The following is a 19,648-nucleotide window of genomic DNA, read 5'->3' as shown; positions in this document are numbered from 1 at the left end:
GAGATAATATTTTCAAGCCTGTTTTTGCAGTTCGACTTTATTTGGCAATCCGAAAATCAGTAACAAGCCAAGCAAGGTCAATGCTGCAGCAGCGATAAAAATAGATGTGCCGCCGACTTGATCCCAATAATGGCCGGCCAGAATACTGCCACTCGCCACACCAATGCCCCACATCGTGCTATATAGCGCTTGTCCACGCCCTTGCTGCCCTGCAGAGAAGTTCTGAAAAATCACCCGCATCGCGATCATATGAAATAAACCAAAACTTAAAGCGTGAATCGTTTGAGCAAAAAACTGTGCCATGAATGAAGTAGGAAAGACCCCGACGATGAACCATCTTAATCCGGTCATCAATAAGCATAACGTGACCAGATGGCGCCATGACCAGCGTGTCAGAAAGAACGTCGCATAGGCAAACATGATGATTTCCGCAATGACCCCGACTGACCAGAGCAGCCCAATCTGGCTGGTGCTAAATCCCGCCTGACTGAGATAATTGCTATAAAAACTATAAAACGGCGCGTGTGAAAATAGCAGAATCAATTCGATCAGGAAAAAACTATACACCACTGGGCGTTTGAATATTGGCCATAGGGGCTCGAGCTGTTTCTGGGCGGTAGGTGCCGTCGTGGGCTCTTTAATGGTAAATGACCAGAGAAAAGCCAGAAATGAAATACACAGCAACAAGACTGGCAACATGCCGATGCTCATAATTTCAAAGACGGCGCCCAAGCCGAATACACCGATAATAAAGCCGACAGATCCCCATTTTCGTACTTTGCCATACAGTTCTGCTCTTTTTTCTCCGAGCCAGAACAAAGTCACGCCTTCAAACTGTGCCAGAATGGCATTCTGAAAGAAACTGAAAATCAGCATCAGTAAAGCTACAGATTGAAAGCTATTGGGAATAATAAAAATCATGAACCAGATACAGGCTTCCATCCAGGTGGCAATACGCACCAGCAACATGCGTTTACCGGATTTATCTGCAATCCAACCCCAGATCAACGGCGCAAAGAATCGGGTAACAATCGCAATAGAAGATAAAATCCCGATTTCCTGATAATTGAAGCCTTGATCTTCAAGATACAGACTCCAAAAAGGCATAAATGCCCCAACAATCGCATAGTAAAAAAAGTAAAATCCACTGAGTCTATGCTGGATTGCTAGAACTGGCATTGATTTATATATCCTAATATTTTCAAAATTTTAAACTCAATAAATTTCTATAGCACTGTATTCGACGACTCTTGATTTTGCTACGAGCATCTCGCATTAGTCTAAAAATAAATTTTCATAAGTTTATGGATAAATTTTGCTAAAGTAAAAAACTCTGTGTTGAGTTAAATTAAAGTAAGAACATAAATCGTCTTCTATATTGAGCACACGACAAAGAGTGGAAACAGTTTTAGGAAGGAATTGGATGGACTTAAAATCTGAAGATCAATAATTACACAGACATTATTATTGTTTTATGGCTAAAGTATGTCCAAAGAATTTTCAGTTCATAGGCTAAAAAATTAAAACTAACTCTAGCTTTATAGCAAGGAGAAAATCAATGCCTAACTTTATAAGACCTATATGCTCGGGTCTAGTTTTCTCTTTAATGGCAATAAGTATTTGTAGTGCTGCATATGCTAACGCTTCCCCTATAGCATCTAACTCTTCAAAAGATAATATTCATCCCAATATAGATCATCATTTAAGTGAAAGTCTTTATCCTGATGAAGCAAATATAACTGAAAAAATCGCAGATATAATTGAGATATCGATTCGGAAAGAATATTCCACAGGTATCGCGCTACGTGATGCCCATCCCAAAGCACACGGTTGTGTACGCGCAGAATTCAAAGTAGATGAAGCTCTTCCTAAAAACTTGGCTCAAGGTGTTTTTCTTCCTGGAAAAACATATCAAGCCTGGATTCGTTTCTCTAATGGTTCTAAAGATGCCCAACAAGCAGATATTAAAAAAGATGCCCGTGGCATGGCGATAAAACTTTTAGGAGTACCGGGAGAAAAGCTTTTAGATGATGAAACCTCTACTCAAGATTTCATTATGATCAATCATCCTGTCTTTTTTGTGAATGATCCAGTTCGATATATGTCATTTATGCAAGATATAAATAGCGATAGATTTTTTAATAAACTGCATATTCCTTTTGCATTAGGAGCTAAAGGAACCTGGATTGCCTTAAATACGAGGAATAAAATTTCTAATCCTTTGCAAACTAGATATTGGTCTATGGTGCCCTATCAATTAGGAATAGGCACTGATCGTCAAGCTGTAAAGTATTCAGCTCAAGCATGTTCGACAGTGACAGATCCTCTTCCACATGCTCCGCATCATAATTTTCTAAGAGAAAAATTGCGCAAACATTTGCAAAAAAGTGAAGCATGTATGGAGTTTCTGATACAGCCTAGAACATCAAACACCATGTCAGTCGAAGATTCCATGACTGAATGGCAAGAAAGTGAGGCGCCTTTTTACAAGGTCGCAACTATCCGCATTCCTCAGCAAGTTTTTGATACACCTGAACAAAACAAGTTTTGTGAAAATCTCTCTTTTACACCATGGCATACACTACCGGAGCACAAACCTCTGGGAGTAATAAACCGAATGCGAAAAGTGATTTATGATCGTATTAGTGAGGTTAGACATGATATGAATTCTACTCACAGATCAGAACCACATTAAAATATAAGTGCTTATATGAAGTTATTAGCTAAACTAAAATAACCTGTTGTACTGCTCATTCGCCTTAACTTAAAAGCTTTAGTTTACAAACTCTGTGCAGAGTTAATTTAGAAACATAAATAAAGCTGCTACATTAAAAATGACATTATAAAAAGGAAAATGGTTTCAGCGATGAAAATTAAATCTCCTATTATTAAATTAATCATGAGCTGTTTATGTTCAGGTTCAACATATGCAATAGCCTCTCCTCCACTTCCCGATAACAGCAAAATCCAAGCATCTCATATTTCGGAAAAAATACCGGGTACAATATTATCTATACAAGAACAAAATACTGATCTGTTTACGAATGCCTCACAACGTTTCTTAATTAATTATCGCAGTCGTGGCACAAAATCTGAACCCATTGTCACTTCAGGCTATATCTTGTTACCTAAAGGCAAATTCCCTAAAGATGGCTGGCCTGTTCTGGCTTGGGCGCATGGTACAACTGGCGTTGCTGATACATGTGCACCCTCTGGCGATTATATGGGTGGGCCAGTCCATGTCTATCAACAAATCGCAGCTAAGGCATTGAATGCCTGGCTCGCTCGCGGCTATGCAGTCGTTGCACCTGATTATCAAGGTTTAGGCACTCCGGGCGGTCATCCTTATATGAATGCGCGAAGCCAGTTGCATACTGTCGTTGATGCTGTACGAGCGATCCACCATTTAAAGCCTTATAACTTTAGTAAAAATTGGTATGTTATGGGTCATAGTCAAGGAGGTGCAGCATCTCTTAAAGTTGCAGCATCCGGTCAAAAAGATGCGCCTGAATTTGATCTTCGCGGGGCAATTGCACTGGCACCAGGCGGTTATCAATATGAAGGAATCGCTGAATATGTTGCCAGCAATTCGCAAATCACGACTAATGTCGCCGCATTTTTTCCAATTGTGCTTTTAGGAGCAGAGGCTGCAGATCCGCTGCTTGCTCCAGCAAATTTAGTGAGCCCAGAAATGGGAGAAATTCTTAATCATGCACGCAGTCGCTGTTTGTCAGAATTACAATCTGACCTAAAACAAGCACCTAAGACTGTCTTTAAATCAAATGTAAATCTGGCACCTTTGACAAATTATTTAAAAGAACAGTCTATTGAGAATATGACACCGACTGTGCCGGTTCTGCTGGTACAAGGTGAGAAAGATCAACTGGTCGATGATCGTGGTACTTATGCTTACTATCAGCAGGTATGTACGAAGCAGAAATCTATCGCCTTCCATCTCGTCAAAAATGGAGATCATCGTGATTCCTTAAGACAGAGTGAATTTCTAATTGGAAACTTTATCCATTCAGTGGAACAAGGGAAAGCTTTGAACACCTGCCCTACAAAATAACCCGGTGAGCTTTTGTATTTAATCATTAAAAACTCAAATATTTTAATCTTCATATTTATAGAATAGTCCTTTAAAGGAGCACTATTCTATAAAGAGGATAAACTAATATTAATCCGTATTCTTACTTTCTGTTAAAACTATACTTACGATTTCGAATTGTTTTGAGCCCATCATTTTTATACTTTAATTCTTTAGCAAATAATAATTAGAATGAAAGAGGTTATTTATGTGCTCGAACTATGAATTTCCCTCAAAAAAACGTCTTTCCTTATTAGATATTCATGAAGAGCAACTCGAACTGGGCATGAAACCGCATGTTTATCCTTTAGCGCCAGCCCCAATCATTATGCGCGGTGCTGATGAGTTTGAGCTGGATATCGCACGTTTCGGACTGATTCCAGCCTGGGCGAAAGAATTGAGATATGGCCGGCATACCTATAATGCACGGACTGAAACAGTGGCATCCAAACCGAGTTTCCGACATGCCTGGAAAAACAACCAGTTTGCTTTGGTACCCGTCGATACATTCTATGAACCTAAATATATAGACGGTAAATCGCACTGGTTTGGCATTTCACGTGAAGATGGCAATCCTTTTACCGTGGCGGCGATTTATGATGACGCACACATTGATGGTGAGAAAATCAGATCATTTTCGATGCTGACCATAAATTCAGATCAACATCCCTTTATGAAACAGTTTCATGACCCGAATGACGAAAAACGCTCGATTATTGTGATTCCGGAAGAATCACGACATGACTGGTTGCACTGCGATCATGAACAAGCCCATGAATTTTTCTTTGAAATGAAAGATGAATTTATTGCAAAGCCTAGAGATCAAGGTTTATCGGGAAATTAAAAAGCCCTAAACCAAGTTAGGGCTTCGTCCATATGAAAAAGCTATTTTTGCTCTCTCAATGGATTTTCCGGTTCTGCATTGGGTTTTTTCTCTGGTTTGACATGCTTATAAGATGCCTGATTACCTTTATCGTCATTCGATTCTTTATGGGGATTTGATTCTTGCTCTTGCTCTGGCTTATTTGTCATATGCATCTCCTTCATATATCTATTAAGAGATAAATATGACATCTGGTGCTAAACATCAATGTTATTTATGTTGCACATTCAGTTTTTTTAAAAGACAAACTTTCCTTCAAGTGCTCTTTTACATTTCACAATTCCTGAAGTCCATCTGAGCAAATAAGCTGTTCAGCCTGATCGTAGATGGTACAGCAAAGAATATGAATTCGCGTGCGAGCCGATATCGAATACATGAAATTTTCTAAGCTTATCCACTGCCGGAAAAAGTCTTTTCATTTCAGTAAAACCTTTAGGATGCTTGGCCTTAATCAGTCAATCCCCACCAGCTAATGCAGTTTCAGCCTGTGGCCTCTTTTGAATTGCTTCAAGAATTCGAGCATGGGTGATCACACGCATAAATTTTATTGTATTCCAGTTCTAAGCAGCTAAGAATTTATCAAAACGTAATCCTATTGATCCTATTGAAATGATTCTTTTATAAAGTATTCCTTGTGAGAAATTATGTTTAGATCCAAAAATTTCATCAGTAAAGAAAAACCCCGCCAACTGATGATTGAACGGGGATTGATCTTCATTAATATGTCTGATGATTTGGCACATTATTCAATATTTTTCAAGCAATCACGACACTGTTTGACCTCATCATGGTCACACGTGTAGTTAATTTCAGTCGCACCATGAAGACCAAATAAACAAAATATAAATTGCATCATGTTTTTCTCCTGAGTGTAAAAAGCTCAATCCAGGATCAAGCTTTATTGCTTTAAATATAGAATGACTCAATACAAAATGATTGGATCAGCGATCTAGAACAACTTCAGTACTCAGCTCTGTTTAGCCTTTAAGTAAAATTGAAGCTTTTGGGGCTAAGTTCGTACAGGCTCTTCAGCTTGAGTCGTCTGATCCTTTTTACAATGATCACTTTTACAATGCTTGCTGCTCATCATCTGACACATTTTCTCTTTGCAAGATTTAAAACAACAGCCGACCATCACGCCCATGCCAAATGCGCATATACATCTCATCATAGCTTTGTCCTGTCTTTTCGTGAAAAGAGATATATAAATAACATCTATTCATGTATCTCTCCTGAGTGAATTTTCAGGCTTTATGTTGTGTATGAAAACTTATGTGAAAGAGAGTGAGCAAAAAATACAATCAGCAAAGAAAAAACCAGATTTAAGACGGAAAAGAAAAAGCCTGTTTAACTCTCCTAAATTAAACAGGCCCTATAATGTGCTGATTTTTAATTATTTTCATTAAGTTCTTAGAATGACGCCAAGATATCACTAGCCATGCAGCCAATCTGTGTAGGATATATAGATGCAATGTTTCAAAATATGAAAAAACCATTACTTTTGTTAATTAAATGACTGTAATTTATCCAAAAATCTTTTTAATGGGCAAATAAGACGATTAAATAACCAAAACCCAAAAAGAATTGCTAAACCTATAAATGAGAATAGGTTAATTCAGATTTGTAGGAGAAAATTCCTTATTTCAGTCAATATCGGATGTTATGAATGTTCAATGTCTCATAAAGTTTATAGATCCCTGCTTTCTTTTTAGTCATTTCTCTCTATAATTTTTCATATGAGCAATAACAATATTTTGGCAGCATGAAAAATCGCATACTAATTACTTTATTGATGAGTCTGGCAATAAGCGGCTGCCAAAAACAGCAAGCAGAGAGTGCAGCAGAAGCTGATGCAAACATTAAAGTGCAGTTTGAACAATCAGATAATCAACTGAGTGCTTATCTGGACAAACTTGACTCTTCAACAATTAGTCTGGAAGAAAGAACACGTATCCTGTGTGAACAATATCCTAAAGAATATAAAAATAACTATATGCCTGCCTTGCTAAAACTTGCACCCAAGGAATATACAGAAAAAGAGTTGCTCACCGACCTAGACAATGCCTTGAATTTCTACAAGCTAAAAGCCAATATTCAGTGTTAATAAATACTTAGTCTAATCGTGCAATGAAATATAAAAAAAACCGCCTGAATCAGGCGGTTTTTTTATGAAGAGCATATCTCTTAAAAAAGATTAACGCTGTGGCTTTCACTGATCTTGTTGATTACGTGAACGTTGTTGTTGCTGGTTACTGTTTTGCTGTGGCTGTTGTTGCTGTTGGCCTTGCTGGTTTTGTTGCTGCTGGTCGCGCTGTTGCTGGTTGTGTTGACCACCCTGCGGCTGTTGTTGTTGCTGGTTATTTTGTTGCTGATTTGGGTTTTGCTGGTTGTTTTGTTGACGCTGCTGATCTTGATTTTGCTGTTGCTGTTGCTGTTGTTGCTGTTGCTGTTGCTGTTTCTGTTGGTCTTGCTGTTGATTATTAGCCATGGTGGTATTCCTTACTATTTGCTTTAAATTAAAAGCCGATAGGTTTCGACTTAATATCTACTCTACGCATTTTTCAGATTTCGCCAACCTTTAACCTGTTACAGATTAATTCAATGTAAAAAATAGTAAGATAAGTACTTGAAGTGGAGATTAATGCGCAACATAAATTACCTGATATAATGCAACAGAAACATAATGAAAGACTTTATAGGTCAAAAATTTATTATCCAATAAAAGGAATAACTTAAGTCCTATTTCATATATAGGAAAATTTTTAATAAAATTTAAAAAGCGTTATTAAACAGAACCACTTAATAACTATACTATTGATATTTATAAATATAAAAAAACAAATCTAAATCTTCTATATTTTTAAAAAATTAAATAAAACATTAAAAATACAATTCTTTTTGAATGTTCTTAACTGTGAGGAAATACGATACTTAACATGACCTCACCAATAACAATTAAGCTGTTTCGAATTTATCTTGACTTTAATTCAAATAGTTTTAGCTATTACTTTGGTATTAACTTAGGTCAAATCATTGTTTGTAATTATATTTATTAATCTATTTATAATAAATAAGCCTCTTTAAAAGAGGCTTATTCTATTCAGTTTTTATTAGATATTGACTACTTTGACGATAATCGTTTGAGTATCTTCCTGCTCTTCGGCCAGATGCAAACGTTTAAGCTCTTTGCTTTTTACTTTGAACTGTAAGTTCTGATAAGAAATTGTGCTTGGTATCTGATCAAAATATTGACCATCAGCGTCAATTTCTTCCTGAAATAATGGTGTACCCAATTGATAGTCAAGACTTTTTAAGACTACATATTTTACTGTGGTTTTCATTCCAACACCCTACTTTCACTAAGCACTTTATTTTTATTTTTACCACTGTTCCGCCTGAGAAGAAACCTCTATTTTTGAAAATAGCCCAAGCTTTAACCATTCAGATTTTGCGATCAGATCAACATGAAATTACACTAATCTATGAAAAAAATTTTAACTTTCATAAAAATATAAATATACTTGGAGTTGATCGACAGAAAAAATCTGTCTAAATTGATCTAAAATCACTCCCACAAAGAAAATATAGAGACTATGATAAAAACCTGTTGCGGCTTACTCGAAGAGAAAAACATAAAAATTGCCTGTATCGAAAGCGCAAGTTCTGGATATCTCAGTAGCCAGTTCTCCATTTGTAAAGGAGAAGGTGCCGAAATTCTGATTGGTGGTTTGATCTGTTACGATGTAAGTGTCAAGACTTCAGTATTGGGCATTTCCAAGAATCTGATCAATAGTCATACTGCGGAATCTATGCCGGTAACAGTTGCTCTGGCGGAAGCAGGTAAAAAAATGTTCCGTGATGCTGACTGGATTATCGCCTGTACAGGGTTACTTAAACCAGGTGGTAGCGCGACACCAGAGAAACCGGAAGGAACATTTTTTGTGGCCATTAATGACGGCACGCAAATCCATCAGTTCCAGTATTATCTCAAAGGCTCGCCACTTGAACGCCTCAACAAACTGTCAGCTGTGGTTGCACATGACATGATCAATCTGTTGAATAACAGCTAAGCTTTCAAAGTTACTGTATAGCCTGAATAAGCTTCATTATTTCTACCGTATTTTAAGATAGATTGGCATGATCAAATGCCAATCTATTTTTTTGAGGGTGGAATGACCATGAATATTAAAACTGCACTGCTCCTGCTCCCTCTGAGCTTGCCCACTCTGGCTTTCGCTACCGTAGGCGGTCCACAAAATATTGAAGTTCTAGGCTATGAAGTCAAAGAACAGAAGCTTTATATCATGCGTCATTATCTTGATGGTCGTGGACGCTTGCCTCAACTATATTATTATAATTTTAAATCCCAAAAACCAAATCAACTGGTTCAGGTCAATTCCTTATATATCAATCCTAAAACCAAGCGCATCGATTATGATCAAGACAGTCGCAAGTTTGATCAGGACATTGCCAAAATCAAAAAACGTTTAGTTCCATTAAATCCAATTCAAAAATCAAAACTACAGCTTAAGGTGTTAAAGACAAAAAAAGGTAGCGCGCCTGCCTGGCATGATCCTCAGGAAAAAGTGCCAAAATGGACCTATCAATATCAAGTAAAATCCAGCTTACAAAAAAGTCCGGTTCAGCAAGCAGTCAGTTATCAGCAAGGCTTGAAAATTAGCCAGGCCTATAAAGTTCCGAAACAGAATAAAACCCTGGTAATAGTAAAGTATCTGGGTATTCCTTTTGAAACAGGTTATAGCATTGAAGATCCGGCACTGTTAAGTCGATAACAGAATTCACTAAAAAAAATAAGGTCTCAATTGAGACCTTATTTTTATTCTAGGACATTTACGGATCAAGCCGCTGTAGAACGCTCAGCGATTGGCACTACTTTACGTAGTTCTGGACCGGTATAGTCCGCGCTTGGACGGATAATACGGTTATCTGCACGCTGTTCCATCACATGCGCTGCCCAACCTGTCACACGTGACATAACAAAGATCGGGGTAAACAACTCGGTTGGAATGCCCATGAAATGATAAGCCGAAGCATGGAAGAAATCCGCATTACAGAATAATTTCTTCTCACGCCACATGACTTCTTCGCAGCGCACTGACACTGGATAAAGTACGGTATCACCGACATCTTTGGCTAAACGCTCCGACCAGACTTTAATAATACCATTACGCGGATCATTGTCCTTATAGATCGCATGACCGAAGCCCATGATTTTTTCTCTACGTTCCAGCATACCCAGCATTTCACGTTCAGCTTCTTCAGGCGACTTCCAGTTTTCGATCATGTCCATCGCAGCTTCGTTGGCACCGCCATGTAGAGGGCCACGCAAGGAACCGATTGCACCGGTAATACAGGAATGCATATCTGACAGCGTTGATGCACACACACGAGCGGTAAAAGTCGAAGCATTGAATTCATGCTCTGCATACAGAATCAAGGAAACATTCATTACCTGTTCATGTAGCTCATTTGGTTTTTCACCATGCAGAAGATGCAGGAACTGTGCACCAATCGAATCATCGTCAGTATTTTCTTCAATACGTACGCCGTCATGACTATAACGATACCAGTAACAAATGATTGCCGGCAAAGTTGCCAAAATGCGGTCTGCGATATCCTGTTGCTGCTCAAAAGACTGCTCAGTTTCAAGATTGCCCAGCATGGAAACGCCAGTACGCATCACATCCATTGGATGCGAATCCGCAGGAATACGCTCAAGGACTTCTTTTAATGCCTGAGGTAAAGTGCGCAAGGATTTCAGTTTGGCTTTGTAGGCAGCCAATTGCTCTGCAGTCGGCAATTCTCCGAAGAAAATCAGATAAGCGACTTCTTCAAACTGGCAATGTTCAGCCAGATCCTGCACGTCATAACCGCGATAGGTCAGACCTGCGCCACTTTTGCCTACTGTTGAAAGTGAGGTTTTACCTGCCACTTGTCCGCGCAATCCTGCGCCAGTGAGTACTTTTCCTTCAGCCATTTTTTTAATTCTCCTGTTTAAACAGTTTATCTAATGTGTCTTCGAAGCTGTGATAATCTAAAAATTCGTAGAGTTCTTTTCGTTGTTGCATAATATCCAGCACATTTACCTGAGTACCATGTTCGCGCACCGAACGCATCACTTCAAGTGCAGCTTTTTGCATTGCACGTGTCGCTGACAATGGATACAGCACCATGCCAATACCCTGCTCAGCCAGTTCATCTACCGTATAATAGGGTGTATCACCAAATTCGGTAATATTTGCCAAGACTGGAACACCGACCGCATCACACACTGTACGGTACATGGTGATATCGGTCATCGCTTCAGCAAAGATCGCATCTGCGCCCGCTTCAACACAGGCAGAAGCACGGTCAATCACGGCTTGCAGGCCTTCTTTTTGCAGCGCATCGGTACGCGCCATTACCACAAAGTTTGAATCGGTTTTCGCATCTACAGCCGCTTTGATACGATCGACCATTTCTTGCTGCGATACGATTTCTTTATTTGGACGATGACCACAACGCTTCTGTGCCACCTGATCTTCAATATGAACCGCAGCGGCTCCTGCTGCAATCATCTGCTTAATCGTGCGGGCAATATTTAATGCACCGCCCCAACCGGTATCGATATCAACCAGTAAAGGTGTATCCACACGTTCAGTGATCCGGCGTACATCTTCAAGAACATTATCCAGGCTGGTCATGCCCAGATCAGGCAAACCATAAGAATAATTCGCGACACCCGCACCTGATAAATAAATGGCTTTATAACCGACCTGTTTGGCCATCATGGCAGCATAGGCATTTACCGTGCCCATAATTTGCAATGGTTTCTCGACTTCAAGCGCTTGTCTAAATCTTAAACCTGCAGACATTTGTTCTGTCATCTTCCTTTTCCACAGTCTTGGCTATAATTATTGAAATTCGAGTATACTCATTTGGCTTGCTCATTCCATAACCTGATAGAACAAATACTCTAAAACTTTAGTCAAATTTTTAAGTTTTGCTTTACCTAATTAGCAAATAGCGCACTTATCTGGCGCAATTATGAAATATGTGCATATATTTGCTATGATGGCGTTTCAATCTCTATTGACATGTTGATGTACTATCTCCTATGCAAGACCTCGCCCTAGAACCGCTCGCCAAAGATCTGCCACAGACCAAACGTGGTCATGAGCGTTGTATTGCGCTGCTGATCAGTGCAACCGAGCTATTTCTGGAACGGGGTTATGATGCTGTGTCTCTGGATGATATCGTCCAGCATGCCGGTGGCTCTAAAGCCTCTATTTATAAGTACTTTGGCAATAAAGAGGGCTTGTTTAAAGCCATCTGCGATTATCGTCGTATCAAGTTTTTTGAAGATATCAGTATTCCGATCGAACTGATGGCACTGGATTTTCGTAGTTATTTAGTACACACGTTGCTTAATTTTTATCACCAGATTATGCAACCGGAAAACTCGGCCTTTATGCGTCTGGTGCTGGAACAAAGCCAGCGTAATCCTGAACTTGCTCAGCATATTCATGAGCGAGGCCCGGTGCATGTGCAAAGTGCCATTGCCACGGCTTTAGAACAGGCAGATGCGCAAGGTTTATTGCATTGCGAAAATCCACAATATTCGGCGCAGCTGTATTTCGGTATTTTGTGCAATCTGGAATGGCGTATTCTGATGGGAATTCCGGTACAGGAAGATGATCAGGAAATCGACAAATACATCAGTTATTGTGTGGATCGCTTTTTAGACGGTCATCAAAAAGTCTAGTTTTTTTGCATTTTTCATTGCTTATAGTATATTAGCCGATTCCGTATTTTTTCTTAAACTAACCAACAACTGATTGTTGATCGAGTTTTTCGGCAATTATTGTGGAGTAACGAATGGCTCTCCGTCACTTTCTCACCTTACGCGATTTATCAACTTTAGAACTTAACCAGATTTTGCAACGCGCAATTGAGCTTAAGCGCAAACAGCATAACAATGAAGTGTTCCAACCATTTGTGGGTAAAGTGATGGGCATGATTTTTGAAAAATCCAGTACCCGTACGCGTGTTTCGTTTGAAGCTGGCATGAGCCAATTTGGTGGTAGCGCGATTTTCCTGTCTTCACGCGATACCCAGTTAGGTCGTGGTGAACCGATTGAAGATTCTGCACGTGTGATTTCAAGCATGCTGGATATTGTGATGATCCGTACTTTCGGCCATGATATCGTGGAGCGTTTTGCATCTTATTCAAAAGTTCCAGTGATTAATGCGTTGACTGATGACCACCACCCTTGCCAGTTACTTGCTGACATGCAGACCTATGTAGAGCAACGTGGCTCAATCGAAGGTAAAACTGTTGCCTGGATTGGTGATGGCAACAATATGTGTAACTCTTATATTGAAGCTGCACATATGTGGGGCTTTAATCTGAAAATTGCAGCGCCAAAAGGCTATGAGCCACAAGAAAAATTCCTGTCTGAATTTGCCCATTGTGTGGAACTGGTTCCTTCTGCTGAAGATGCAGCGGTGAATGCTGATCTGATCGTGACTGACGTTTGGGCAAGCATGGGCCAGGAAGAAGAACAAAAGATCCGTGAAAAAGCCTTTGCAGATTATCAGGTGAATGAACGTCTGATGGATCTTGCACATCCGGATTGCTTGTTTATGCACTGCTTGCCTGCACATCGTGGCGAAGAGATTTCAGAAAATCTGCTTGACCATAAAAATGCTGTGGTTTGGGATGAAGCGGAAAATCGCCTTCACGCGCAAAAAGCCTTGGTTGAATTTCTGATTAATGAAAATCTGAAAAAAGACTAATTTTTTAAGATGAATCTTCACAAATTAAGCACCAATCTCTGGTGCTTTTTTTGTCTCAGCTCTTATAATCATTGTTGAAATGGAATAAAAAGTGATTTTATACAATGCAAAAAAAATATTGGGCTTTGGCACTCTTGACTGGTTTTAGCAGTGCTGCCTTACCGGTGCATGCTTCTGAATTTGACCAATATCTTCAAGAAAAAAATATTATTGACAGCAAATTTAAAATTCAGAAAAAAGCTGAACTGAATGAATTACTCGCAGTGCTCAGTGCAGAAGATTCCAGAACTTTACCGTTGCAGATTGATCAAAATACGATTATTGAACAATTACAGTTAAGTGCCAATAAAACCACACTGAAAGGCATGATCATCACGCCCGATTTTAGCCAGTTTGAAAAAGACCTGGGGCGCAAAGAAGTGATGAAAGTCATTCGCAATAATCTGCTCAATAATTGTGAAATTTTCTTTGAACATCGCTATCAGATTGAGAACCCATACAAGGTTGAACTCAGCCTGAACTCGCAGACACAAACCTATAAAACTGATATTTCCCAGAAAGATTGTAAATTAAAATAATCTAACTAAATAAGACATCAAGTTTGATTTGAAATTAAAAAATCCAAAAACAAAAAAAGGTAGCTGTGGCTGCCTTTTTTAATAAGGTTTACTGTTATATCTTGCTAACGCACCAAGCCTTGCGGCTGCAAAATAATAATCAACGCGCCCAGTATTACCACCATGCCACCAAGTAGATCCCAACGCGATAGAGTCACTTGATCAACGAAGCGCAACCACATTAGCGCTGAAAAAATATAGATACCGCCATAAGCGGCATAGATTCGTCCTGAAGCAGCTGGATGCAAGGTTAACAGCCAGACAAAAGCCGCTAAAGCCAGAGCTGTCGGAATCCATAACCAGTGGCTTCTCCCCTGATTTAAAATCAGGTAAGGAAAATAACAGCCTAAAATTTCCATCAATGCCGTGACTAAAAACAGTAAAAATGTCGTGAACAGCTTGCTAACTTGAATTTCCATAATTTATTTATTGAACTATTTGAAGGAATTTAATGATTTAAAACATGAACACATGAAAAAACCCGTGCAAGCACGGGTTTAATCCTTTTCGTTCATTAGGCGGGTTCAGCAGTCTGGTCTTCAAAGACTTCAAGTTTTAAGCCGACAGCTTTACCATTTTCTTTCTTAACAGACACTGCAACATTACCGCCATTTTCAGCCAGTTCGCCAAACAGGATCATTTCAGCCAGCGGTTTTTTCAGGTGTTCCTGAATCAGACGCTGCATTGGACGTGCACCCATCAAACGGTCATAGCCATGTTCAGACATCCATTCACGTGCGCTCTGATCCACTTCGAGCATGACTTTTTTATCATCCAGTTGTGCCTGGAGTTCTGTCAGGAATTTATCTACAACATTTTCAATAATGCTGCTTGGTAATGCCTTGAACTGGATCACGCCATCAAGACGGTTACGGAATTCTGGCGAGAAGGCTTTCTTCATCGCTTCCTGATTATCGTTACTATTGTCTTGTTCCATGAAACCGATGCTAGTACGAGAAATACTCTCAGCACCAATATTGGTAGTCAGTACCAAGACCACGTTACGGAAGTCAGATTTACGTCCATTATTATCAGTCAATGAACCATGGTCCATGATCTGCAATAACAGGTTAAATACATCTGGATGCGCTTTTTCGATCTCGTCTAGCAACAGCACACAATGCGGATTTTTGTGAATCGCATCGGTGAGCAAGCCACCCTGATCAAAACCGACATAGCCCGGAGGTGCACCGATCAAACGTGACACTGCATGACGTTCCATGTATTCCGACATATCAAAACGAACCAGTTCCACACCCATCTGTTTCGCGAGCTGCTTGGTCACTTCGGTTTTACCAACACCTGTAGGACCCGCAAAGACAAAACTACCTACAGGCTTATCTGGAGACTTCAAACCGGCACGTGACAGTTTAATTGCAGAAGCCAAGGCCTCAATCGCTTCATCCTGACCAAAGACCACACGTTTTAAATCACGCTCAAGATTTTCCAGCACACTCTTGTCATCTTTAGAGACAGTTTTCGGAGGAATACGCGCAATTTTAGAAACGATGTCTTCAATATTTTCTACGGTGATTAAACTGTCATCTTGTTCTGCTTTGAGACGGCGCTGAGCACCGGCTTCATCAATGACATCAATCGCCTTATCTGGCAAGAAACGGTCGTTGATAAATTTCGCAGAAAGTTCTACCGCAGACACTAAGGCTTGATCTTCATATTCCACATGATGGAAATCTTCAAACTTCGATTTCAGACCACGTAGGATATCAATAGTTTCAGAAATAGATGGCTCATTCACATCAATTTTCTGGAAACGACGCGATAAAGCATGATCTTTCTCAAAGACCTGACGGTATTCCTGGAATGTGGTTGACCCGATGCAGCGTAAAGAACCATTTGCCAGCGCCGGTTTGATCAGATTCGATGCATCCATGGTACTGCCCATACTCGAGCCTGCACCAATAATCATGTGAATTTCATCAATAAACAGCACTGCTTCAGGTTTCTTTTTCAACGCATTTAAAAGCTGTTTCAAGCGTTTTTCAAAGTCGCCACGGTATTTGGTTCCTGCCACCAAAGCACCAATGTCCAGACTGAAAATTTCAGCATTTTCCAGTGGTTTTGGCGCTTTACCATTGACAATTAACCAAGCCAGCCCTTCAGCAATCGAGGTTTTACCGACACCTGGATCACCGACAAGGAGTGGGTTATTTTTACGACGGCGGCAAAGAATTTGCGCGGCACGCTCGATTTCTTTTTCACGACCAATCAGTGGATCGGTCTTACCTTTTTGTGCTTCAACATTCAGGTTAGTGGTATAAAGTTCAAGTGGACCTGAACTTGCTGAAGATGCTGATTCGCCATCTAGATCTTCGATTTCTTCTTCAGACTGTACATCTTCTTTACGGGTACCATGAGACAGGTACTGAGTCAGGGTCAGACGGTTAATTTGATGACGTTTCAGCAGATAGACTGCAAATGAGTCACGCTCAGAATACATGGCAACCAGAATATCAGCACCTTCTACAGTACGATCGCCGCCGCTTGACTGCACGTGAAAAATCGCGCGTTGCAAGATCCGGTCGAAGCTTTCTGTCGGGTGTGGTGCCTGATCACTATTTTCACTAAGTTTAGGGGTATGTTGTTCTACGTACTCTTCTAATTCCTTACGCAACACGATGATGTCCGCACCACATGCTTTGAGAGCATTCACGGCTGAATCATTGTCGAGCAAGGCTAACAATAAATGTTCTACGGTCAGGAACTCATGTCTCTTTTGACGAGCCATGCTGACAGCCAAACGTAGTGATACTTCTAATTGACGACTGAGCATGTAACCCCCTTAATCTTTAGGCTCTATTTGGCAAAGTAACGGATGACCTTGTGATCGAGCATAATTATTGACTTGGTTCGCTTTGGTCTCCGCAATGTCTCGAGGATAAACCCCAGCTACACCCTTTCCTTCATAATGTACAGTTAGCATTACTTGTGTAGCTTGGTCAAGATTCATTGCAAAGTATTGTTGTAAAATTTCAATTACAAACTCCATCGGCGTATAGTCGTCATTTAATAAAACAACCGCATACAACGGTGGACGTTTCAGTTCTGGCGGTGCAGTCTGTACAGCTAGGTCAGAATCACCGTCTTCAGAGGGTTCATTTGCTAAACGTGGGCTGATATGCCAATCAACGATTCCAGACTCATTAAAAGAATTTTTAATATCACTTAAACACATTTGACGTTTATTGCTTGGCATAAGATTTATATTTCACACTTAATTTGCATTTGCTTCGGTTTTCGGAATTTCTGACAAGGTGGCAGACTGATTTTCGACTGCTTTGCCCTGTTCCCAACTAAAACGACGAATCACAGGCTTGGCACCAGTAAGACGCACTTCAATAAATTCTGGTTTAAAGCCTTTCGGCATGGTCCAGCGGCCAGTGAGTCGCTCATAATTTTCAAAATTAAAGTTTTTATCTTCCAGTGGTACCACCAGAATTTCAGTCCCTTTAATCAGGCGCAGTTCCACACTACCTGAAGCACGACTTTTGCCTGGACTGACCTGAACCAGATCAATCTGGTATTCAAAGGCATTTTCGGGTAATGGTTTAATCGACAGGTTTTGAACCGCCAATGCCAAACCACCACGCTGACGCAAAATTTCGCGATAAATGGTTCCCACACTTTCGGCCTGCACCTGTTCATCACGTGCCTTGGTCATGGCCAGATACAGATCATTGGCATTGCTGACCGCCAGATCACGCTCCTGAACCGCAGTATTCAGCGTCTTGTTCAGTGTTTCCAGACTGGCTTTCTGAGTCTGTACCACATCGACCAGTTGCTCTGCATCCGCATCATAACCCGCCGCAGTCAAACCCTGACGATGTCCTACGGTATATCCGAGTACGCCACTGCTTAAGATCAATACAGCCGCACCAATGGCTAAGGGGGTATTGCCTTTCATGAATGGTTTCTTAGTACCGGGTTCCTGAGGAAGCGTCGTATTTGACTCGTTATTCGGCATTTTGATCTCTTGTTTGCTTTAATCAAGACACACATTTAAATGCAAATCTAAATGTGTGTGAAGTTCTAATACGTTTTTTATGGTAATAAACCAATATTATTTAAGCCAGCGTCTTCAGCAAAACCAAACATCAGGTTCATGTTTTGTACAGCCTGACCTGCTGCCCCTTTTACCAGATTGTCTTGTGCAACCAGTACAACCAGTTTCGTTGGTTGTGGCTTATACAAGGCAATACGCAACTGATTCGCTCCACGCACTGAACGGGTTTCGGGTGAGCTACCCGCCGGCATAACATCGACAAATGCTTCATTGGCATAGAACTGCTCATATAGCGCTTGTAAATCTGCTGATTGGCCTGCTTCAGTTAAATCGATATAGATGGTCGACAACATACCACGAATCATCGGCACCAAATGCGGTACAAATAAAATATGATCAAACACATTTTTTTGACCTGAAATTTTTTCCAATGCTTCGACAATTTCAGGGTGATGACGATGACCCGCTACACCATAGGCCTTAAAATTATCGGAATTTTCAGAATAAATCATGCCCAGACTGGCTTTACGACCTGCACCTGATACACCAGATTTGGCATCGATAATAATGCTTTCAGGTTTCACCAATGCTTCAGCCGCTTTTAAGACTGGCGCCAGACCCAACTGAACTGTAGTTGGATAACACCCCGGATTCCCGATCACACTGGCCTTTTTAATTTCTTCACGATTTAGCTCAGATAAACCATAAACAGAATCTTTTAACAGTTCTGGACATGCATGTTGCATGCCATACCATTTTTCAAACTGTTCAAGATCTTGTAAACGAAAATCTGCCGCTAAGTCGATCACTTTGGTATTTGCAGCAACCAGCTCTTCGGCATGTTTCATTGCGACACCATGCGGCGTTGCAAAGAACACCACATCGCATGATTTTAATAAACCCAGACTCAAATCAGAAAATTTAAGATTGGTATGCCCGCGCAAGCTTGGGAACATGTCATCTACACGACGACCTGCTTCAGTACGTGATGTCAGTGCTGTTACATTTACATCTGGATGTCGTAGCAAAAGACGCAAAAGTTCAACGCCTGTATAACCCGTACCACCCACAATACCCACTGAAATCACGATGATTACCTCAAATAAATGTTTCCTTTATAAGGCCTAGTATGACAGGAAGTTGAGGTTTTCTAAACCATTTCACTGGGGTTTGCTGGTTTTTTAATTGATCAGTAGGATAAGGCCGGTTTAGAGGATTAAATGCATAGATTGCTTAGGCTA

The 19,648-nt window shown here is 40.3% G+C and carries 20 protein-coding genes; 9 read left to right on the top strand and 11 right to left on the bottom strand.

The features are described 5' to 3' along the window. Positions 1-12: 12 nt before the first annotated feature. The gene (locus FTV08_RS10935) at positions 13-1,179 is read right to left on the bottom strand and encodes an MFS transporter (RefSeq protein WP_180087313.1); all 1,167 of its coding nucleotides are present in this window, start codon (positions 1,177-1,179) and stop codon (positions 13-15) included. A 379-nt stretch (positions 1,180-1,558) separates the two neighbouring features. Between FTV08_RS10935 and FTV08_RS10930 the strand changes: the two genes are divergently transcribed. The 3 genes from FTV08_RS10930 (at position 1,559) to FTV08_RS10920 (ending at position 4,931) form a co-directional block, all read left to right on the top strand. Next, the gene (locus tag FTV08_RS10930) at positions 1,559-2,695 is read left to right on the top strand and encodes a catalase family protein (RefSeq protein ID WP_180087312.1); all 1,137 of its coding nucleotides are present in this window, start codon (positions 1,559-1,561) and stop codon (positions 2,693-2,695) included. Between the two features lie 171 nt (positions 2,696-2,866). Next, positions 2,867-4,069, top strand: a complete 1,203-nt coding sequence (locus tag FTV08_RS10925; RefSeq protein WP_180087311.1) for a S9 family peptidase — start codon at positions 2,867-2,869, stop codon at positions 4,067-4,069. A 226-nt stretch (positions 4,070-4,295) separates the two neighbouring features. Further along, positions 4,296-4,931 (top strand): SOS response-associated peptidase, encoded by a 636-nt coding sequence (locus FTV08_RS10920; RefSeq protein WP_180087310.1) that lies wholly within the window; start codon positions 4,296-4,298, stop codon positions 4,929-4,931. Between the two features lie 41 nt (positions 4,932-4,972). Here the strand turns inward: FTV08_RS10920 and FTV08_RS10915 are convergent, their stop codons facing one another. Beyond that, on the bottom strand, positions 4,973-5,119 hold the full coding sequence (locus tag FTV08_RS10915; RefSeq protein ID WP_004646799.1) for a hypothetical protein: 147 nt from the start codon (positions 5,117-5,119) through the stop codon (positions 4,973-4,975). 1,613 nt (positions 5,120-6,732) lie between these two features. Between FTV08_RS10915 and FTV08_RS10905 the strand changes: the two genes are divergently transcribed. After that, entirely contained in the window at positions 6,733-7,074 is a 342-nt protein-coding gene (locus tag FTV08_RS10905; RefSeq protein WP_004646794.1) for a hypothetical protein, read from the top strand. 105 nt (positions 7,075-7,179) lie between these two features. Here the strand turns inward: FTV08_RS10905 and FTV08_RS10900 are convergent, their stop codons facing one another. Both FTV08_RS10900 and FTV08_RS10895 read right to left on the bottom strand, forming a co-directional pair. Then, positions 7,180-7,458, bottom strand: coding sequence for a hypothetical protein (locus FTV08_RS10900; protein ID WP_180087309.1), 279 nt, complete (start codon positions 7,456-7,458; stop codon positions 7,180-7,182). A 622-nt stretch (positions 7,459-8,080) separates the two neighbouring features. Beyond that, positions 8,081-8,311, bottom strand: a complete 231-nt coding sequence (locus FTV08_RS10895; protein WP_004280185.1) for a hypothetical protein — start codon at positions 8,309-8,311, stop codon at positions 8,081-8,083. A gap of 252 nt (positions 8,312-8,563) precedes the next feature. On the opposite strand from FTV08_RS10895, the gene FTV08_RS10890 reads away from it, so the two are divergent. Together FTV08_RS10890 and FTV08_RS10885 are read left to right on the top strand one after the other, a co-directional pair. Further along, positions 8,564-9,040, top strand: coding sequence for a CinA family protein (locus FTV08_RS10890; RefSeq protein ID WP_180087308.1), 477 nt, complete (start codon positions 8,564-8,566; stop codon positions 9,038-9,040). A 102-nt stretch (positions 9,041-9,142) separates the two neighbouring features. Beyond that, the gene (locus tag FTV08_RS10885) at positions 9,143-9,763 is read left to right on the top strand and encodes an aminotransferase (protein WP_180087307.1); all 621 of its coding nucleotides are present in this window, start codon (positions 9,143-9,145) and stop codon (positions 9,761-9,763) included. A 65-nt stretch (positions 9,764-9,828) separates the two neighbouring features. On the opposite strand, the gene prpC is transcribed toward FTV08_RS10885, so the two are convergent. Together prpC and prpB are read right to left on the bottom strand one after the other, a co-directional pair. Beyond that, positions 9,829-10,968 (bottom strand): 2-methylcitrate synthase, encoded by a 1,140-nt coding sequence (gene prpC / locus FTV08_RS10880; RefSeq protein WP_180087306.1) that lies wholly within the window; start codon positions 10,966-10,968, stop codon positions 9,829-9,831. Between the two features lie 4 nt (positions 10,969-10,972). Continuing rightward, positions 10,973-11,857, bottom strand: a complete 885-nt coding sequence (prpB, locus tag FTV08_RS10875) for a methylisocitrate lyase (protein ID WP_004280180.1) — start codon at positions 11,855-11,857, stop codon at positions 10,973-10,975. Positions 11,858-12,087: 230 nt separating this feature from the next. Here prpB and FTV08_RS10870 point away from each other — a divergent pair, with 230 nt between their 5' ends. The 3 genes from FTV08_RS10870 (at position 12,088) to FTV08_RS10860 (ending at position 14,347) form a co-directional block, all read left to right on the top strand. Then, entirely contained in the window at positions 12,088-12,735 is a 648-nt protein-coding gene (locus FTV08_RS10870) for a TetR/AcrR family transcriptional regulator (RefSeq protein WP_180087305.1), read from the top strand. 113 nt (positions 12,736-12,848) lie between these two features. Then, on the top strand, positions 12,849-13,769 hold the full coding sequence (argF, locus tag FTV08_RS10865; protein WP_004280178.1) for an ornithine carbamoyltransferase: 921 nt from the start codon (positions 12,849-12,851) through the stop codon (positions 13,767-13,769). A 104-nt stretch (positions 13,770-13,873) separates the two neighbouring features. Beyond that, positions 13,874-14,347, top strand: a complete 474-nt coding sequence (locus FTV08_RS10860) for a hypothetical protein (protein ID WP_180087304.1) — start codon at positions 13,874-13,876, stop codon at positions 14,345-14,347. Positions 14,348-14,451: 104 nt separating this feature from the next. Here FTV08_RS10860 and FTV08_RS10855 read toward each other — a convergent pair whose 3' ends face one another. The 5 genes from FTV08_RS10855 to argC form a co-directional block, all read right to left on the bottom strand. Next, on the bottom strand, positions 14,452-14,805 hold the full coding sequence (locus tag FTV08_RS10855) for a YnfA family protein (RefSeq protein WP_180087303.1): 354 nt from the start codon (positions 14,803-14,805) through the stop codon (positions 14,452-14,454). Between the two features lie 95 nt (positions 14,806-14,900). Next, positions 14,901-17,177: an ATP-dependent Clp protease ATP-binding subunit ClpA gene (gene clpA, locus FTV08_RS10850; RefSeq protein WP_180087302.1), complete on the bottom strand. Its 2,277-nt coding sequence runs from the start codon at positions 17,175-17,177 to the stop codon at positions 14,901-14,903. A 9-nt stretch (positions 17,178-17,186) separates the two neighbouring features. Further along, the gene (gene clpS / locus FTV08_RS10845) at positions 17,187-17,600 is read right to left on the bottom strand and encodes an ATP-dependent Clp protease adapter ClpS (protein ID WP_004279780.1); all 414 of its coding nucleotides are present in this window, start codon (positions 17,598-17,600) and stop codon (positions 17,187-17,189) included. An 18-nt stretch (positions 17,601-17,618) separates the two neighbouring features. After that, entirely contained in the window at positions 17,619-18,368 is a 750-nt protein-coding gene (locus FTV08_RS10840; protein WP_004279781.1) for a DUF6776 family protein, read from the bottom strand. Between the two features lie 77 nt (positions 18,369-18,445). Next, complete coding sequence (gene argC, locus FTV08_RS10835; RefSeq protein ID WP_171057010.1) at positions 18,446-19,501, bottom strand: N-acetyl-gamma-glutamyl-phosphate reductase; 1,056 nt, start codon at positions 19,499-19,501, stop codon at positions 18,446-18,448. Positions 19,502-19,648 lie beyond the last annotated feature (147 nt).

Origin of the sequence: Acinetobacter sp. YH12226 (assembly GCF_013417805.1) — a bacterium.
Taxonomy (GTDB): Bacteria; Pseudomonadota; Gammaproteobacteria; order Pseudomonadales; family Moraxellaceae; genus Acinetobacter.
Note: the sequence above shows the minus strand (reverse complement) of the source record. Positions and strands in the feature narration are given on the sequence as shown.

What these genes read in the sequence shown, in the direction of transcription:
- prpB (WP_004280180.1), bottom strand. Translation starts at nt 11,857, where the DNA reads ATGACAGAACAAATGTCTGCAGGTTTAAGATTTAGACAAGCGCTTGAA.
- clpS (WP_004279780.1), bottom strand. Translation starts at nt 17,600, where the DNA reads ATGCCAAGCAATAAACGTCAAATGTGTTTAAGTGATATTAAAAATTCT.
- FTV08_RS10920 (WP_180087310.1), top strand. Translation starts at nt 4,296, where the DNA reads ATGTGCTCGAACTATGAATTTCCCTCAAAAAAACGTCTTTCCTTATTA.
- FTV08_RS10870 (WP_180087305.1), top strand. Translation starts at nt 12,088, where the DNA reads ATGCAAGACCTCGCCCTAGAACCGCTCGCCAAAGATCTGCCACAGACC.
- argF (WP_004280178.1), top strand. Translation starts at nt 12,849, where the DNA reads ATGGCTCTCCGTCACTTTCTCACCTTACGCGATTTATCAACTTTAGAA.
- FTV08_RS10905 (WP_004646794.1), top strand. Translation starts at nt 6,733, where the DNA reads ATGAAAAATCGCATACTAATTACTTTATTGATGAGTCTGGCAATAAGC.
- clpA (WP_180087302.1), bottom strand. Translation starts at nt 17,177, where the DNA reads ATGCTCAGTCGTCAATTAGAAGTATCACTACGTTTGGCTGTCAGCATG.
- FTV08_RS10890 (WP_180087308.1), top strand. Translation starts at nt 8,564, where the DNA reads ATGATAAAAACCTGTTGCGGCTTACTCGAAGAGAAAAACATAAAAATT.
- FTV08_RS10885 (WP_180087307.1), top strand. Translation starts at nt 9,143, where the DNA reads ATGACCATGAATATTAAAACTGCACTGCTCCTGCTCCCTCTGAGCTTG.
- FTV08_RS10915 (WP_004646799.1), bottom strand. Translation starts at nt 5,119, where the DNA reads ATGACAAATAAGCCAGAGCAAGAGCAAGAATCAAATCCCCATAAAGAA.
- FTV08_RS10860 (WP_180087304.1), top strand. Translation starts at nt 13,874, where the DNA reads ATGCAAAAAAAATATTGGGCTTTGGCACTCTTGACTGGTTTTAGCAGT.
- FTV08_RS10840 (WP_004279781.1), bottom strand. Translation starts at nt 18,368, where the DNA reads ATGCCGAATAACGAGTCAAATACGACGCTTCCTCAGGAACCCGGTACT.
- FTV08_RS10930 (WP_180087312.1), top strand. Translation starts at nt 1,559, where the DNA reads ATGCCTAACTTTATAAGACCTATATGCTCGGGTCTAGTTTTCTCTTTA.
- FTV08_RS10900 (WP_180087309.1), bottom strand. Translation starts at nt 7,458, where the DNA reads ATGGCTAATAATCAACAGCAAGACCAACAGAAACAGCAACAGCAACAG.
- prpC (WP_180087306.1), bottom strand. Translation starts at nt 10,968, where the DNA reads ATGGCTGAAGGAAAAGTACTCACTGGCGCAGGATTGCGCGGACAAGTG.
- FTV08_RS10895 (WP_004280185.1), bottom strand. Translation starts at nt 8,311, where the DNA reads ATGAAAACCACAGTAAAATATGTAGTCTTAAAAAGTCTTGACTATCAA.
- FTV08_RS10935 (WP_180087313.1), bottom strand. Translation starts at nt 1,179, where the DNA reads ATGCCAGTTCTAGCAATCCAGCATAGACTCAGTGGATTTTACTTTTTT.
- FTV08_RS10925 (WP_180087311.1), top strand. Translation starts at nt 2,867, where the DNA reads ATGAAAATTAAATCTCCTATTATTAAATTAATCATGAGCTGTTTATGT.
- FTV08_RS10855 (WP_180087303.1), bottom strand. Translation starts at nt 14,805, where the DNA reads ATGGAAATTCAAGTTAGCAAGCTGTTCACGACATTTTTACTGTTTTTA.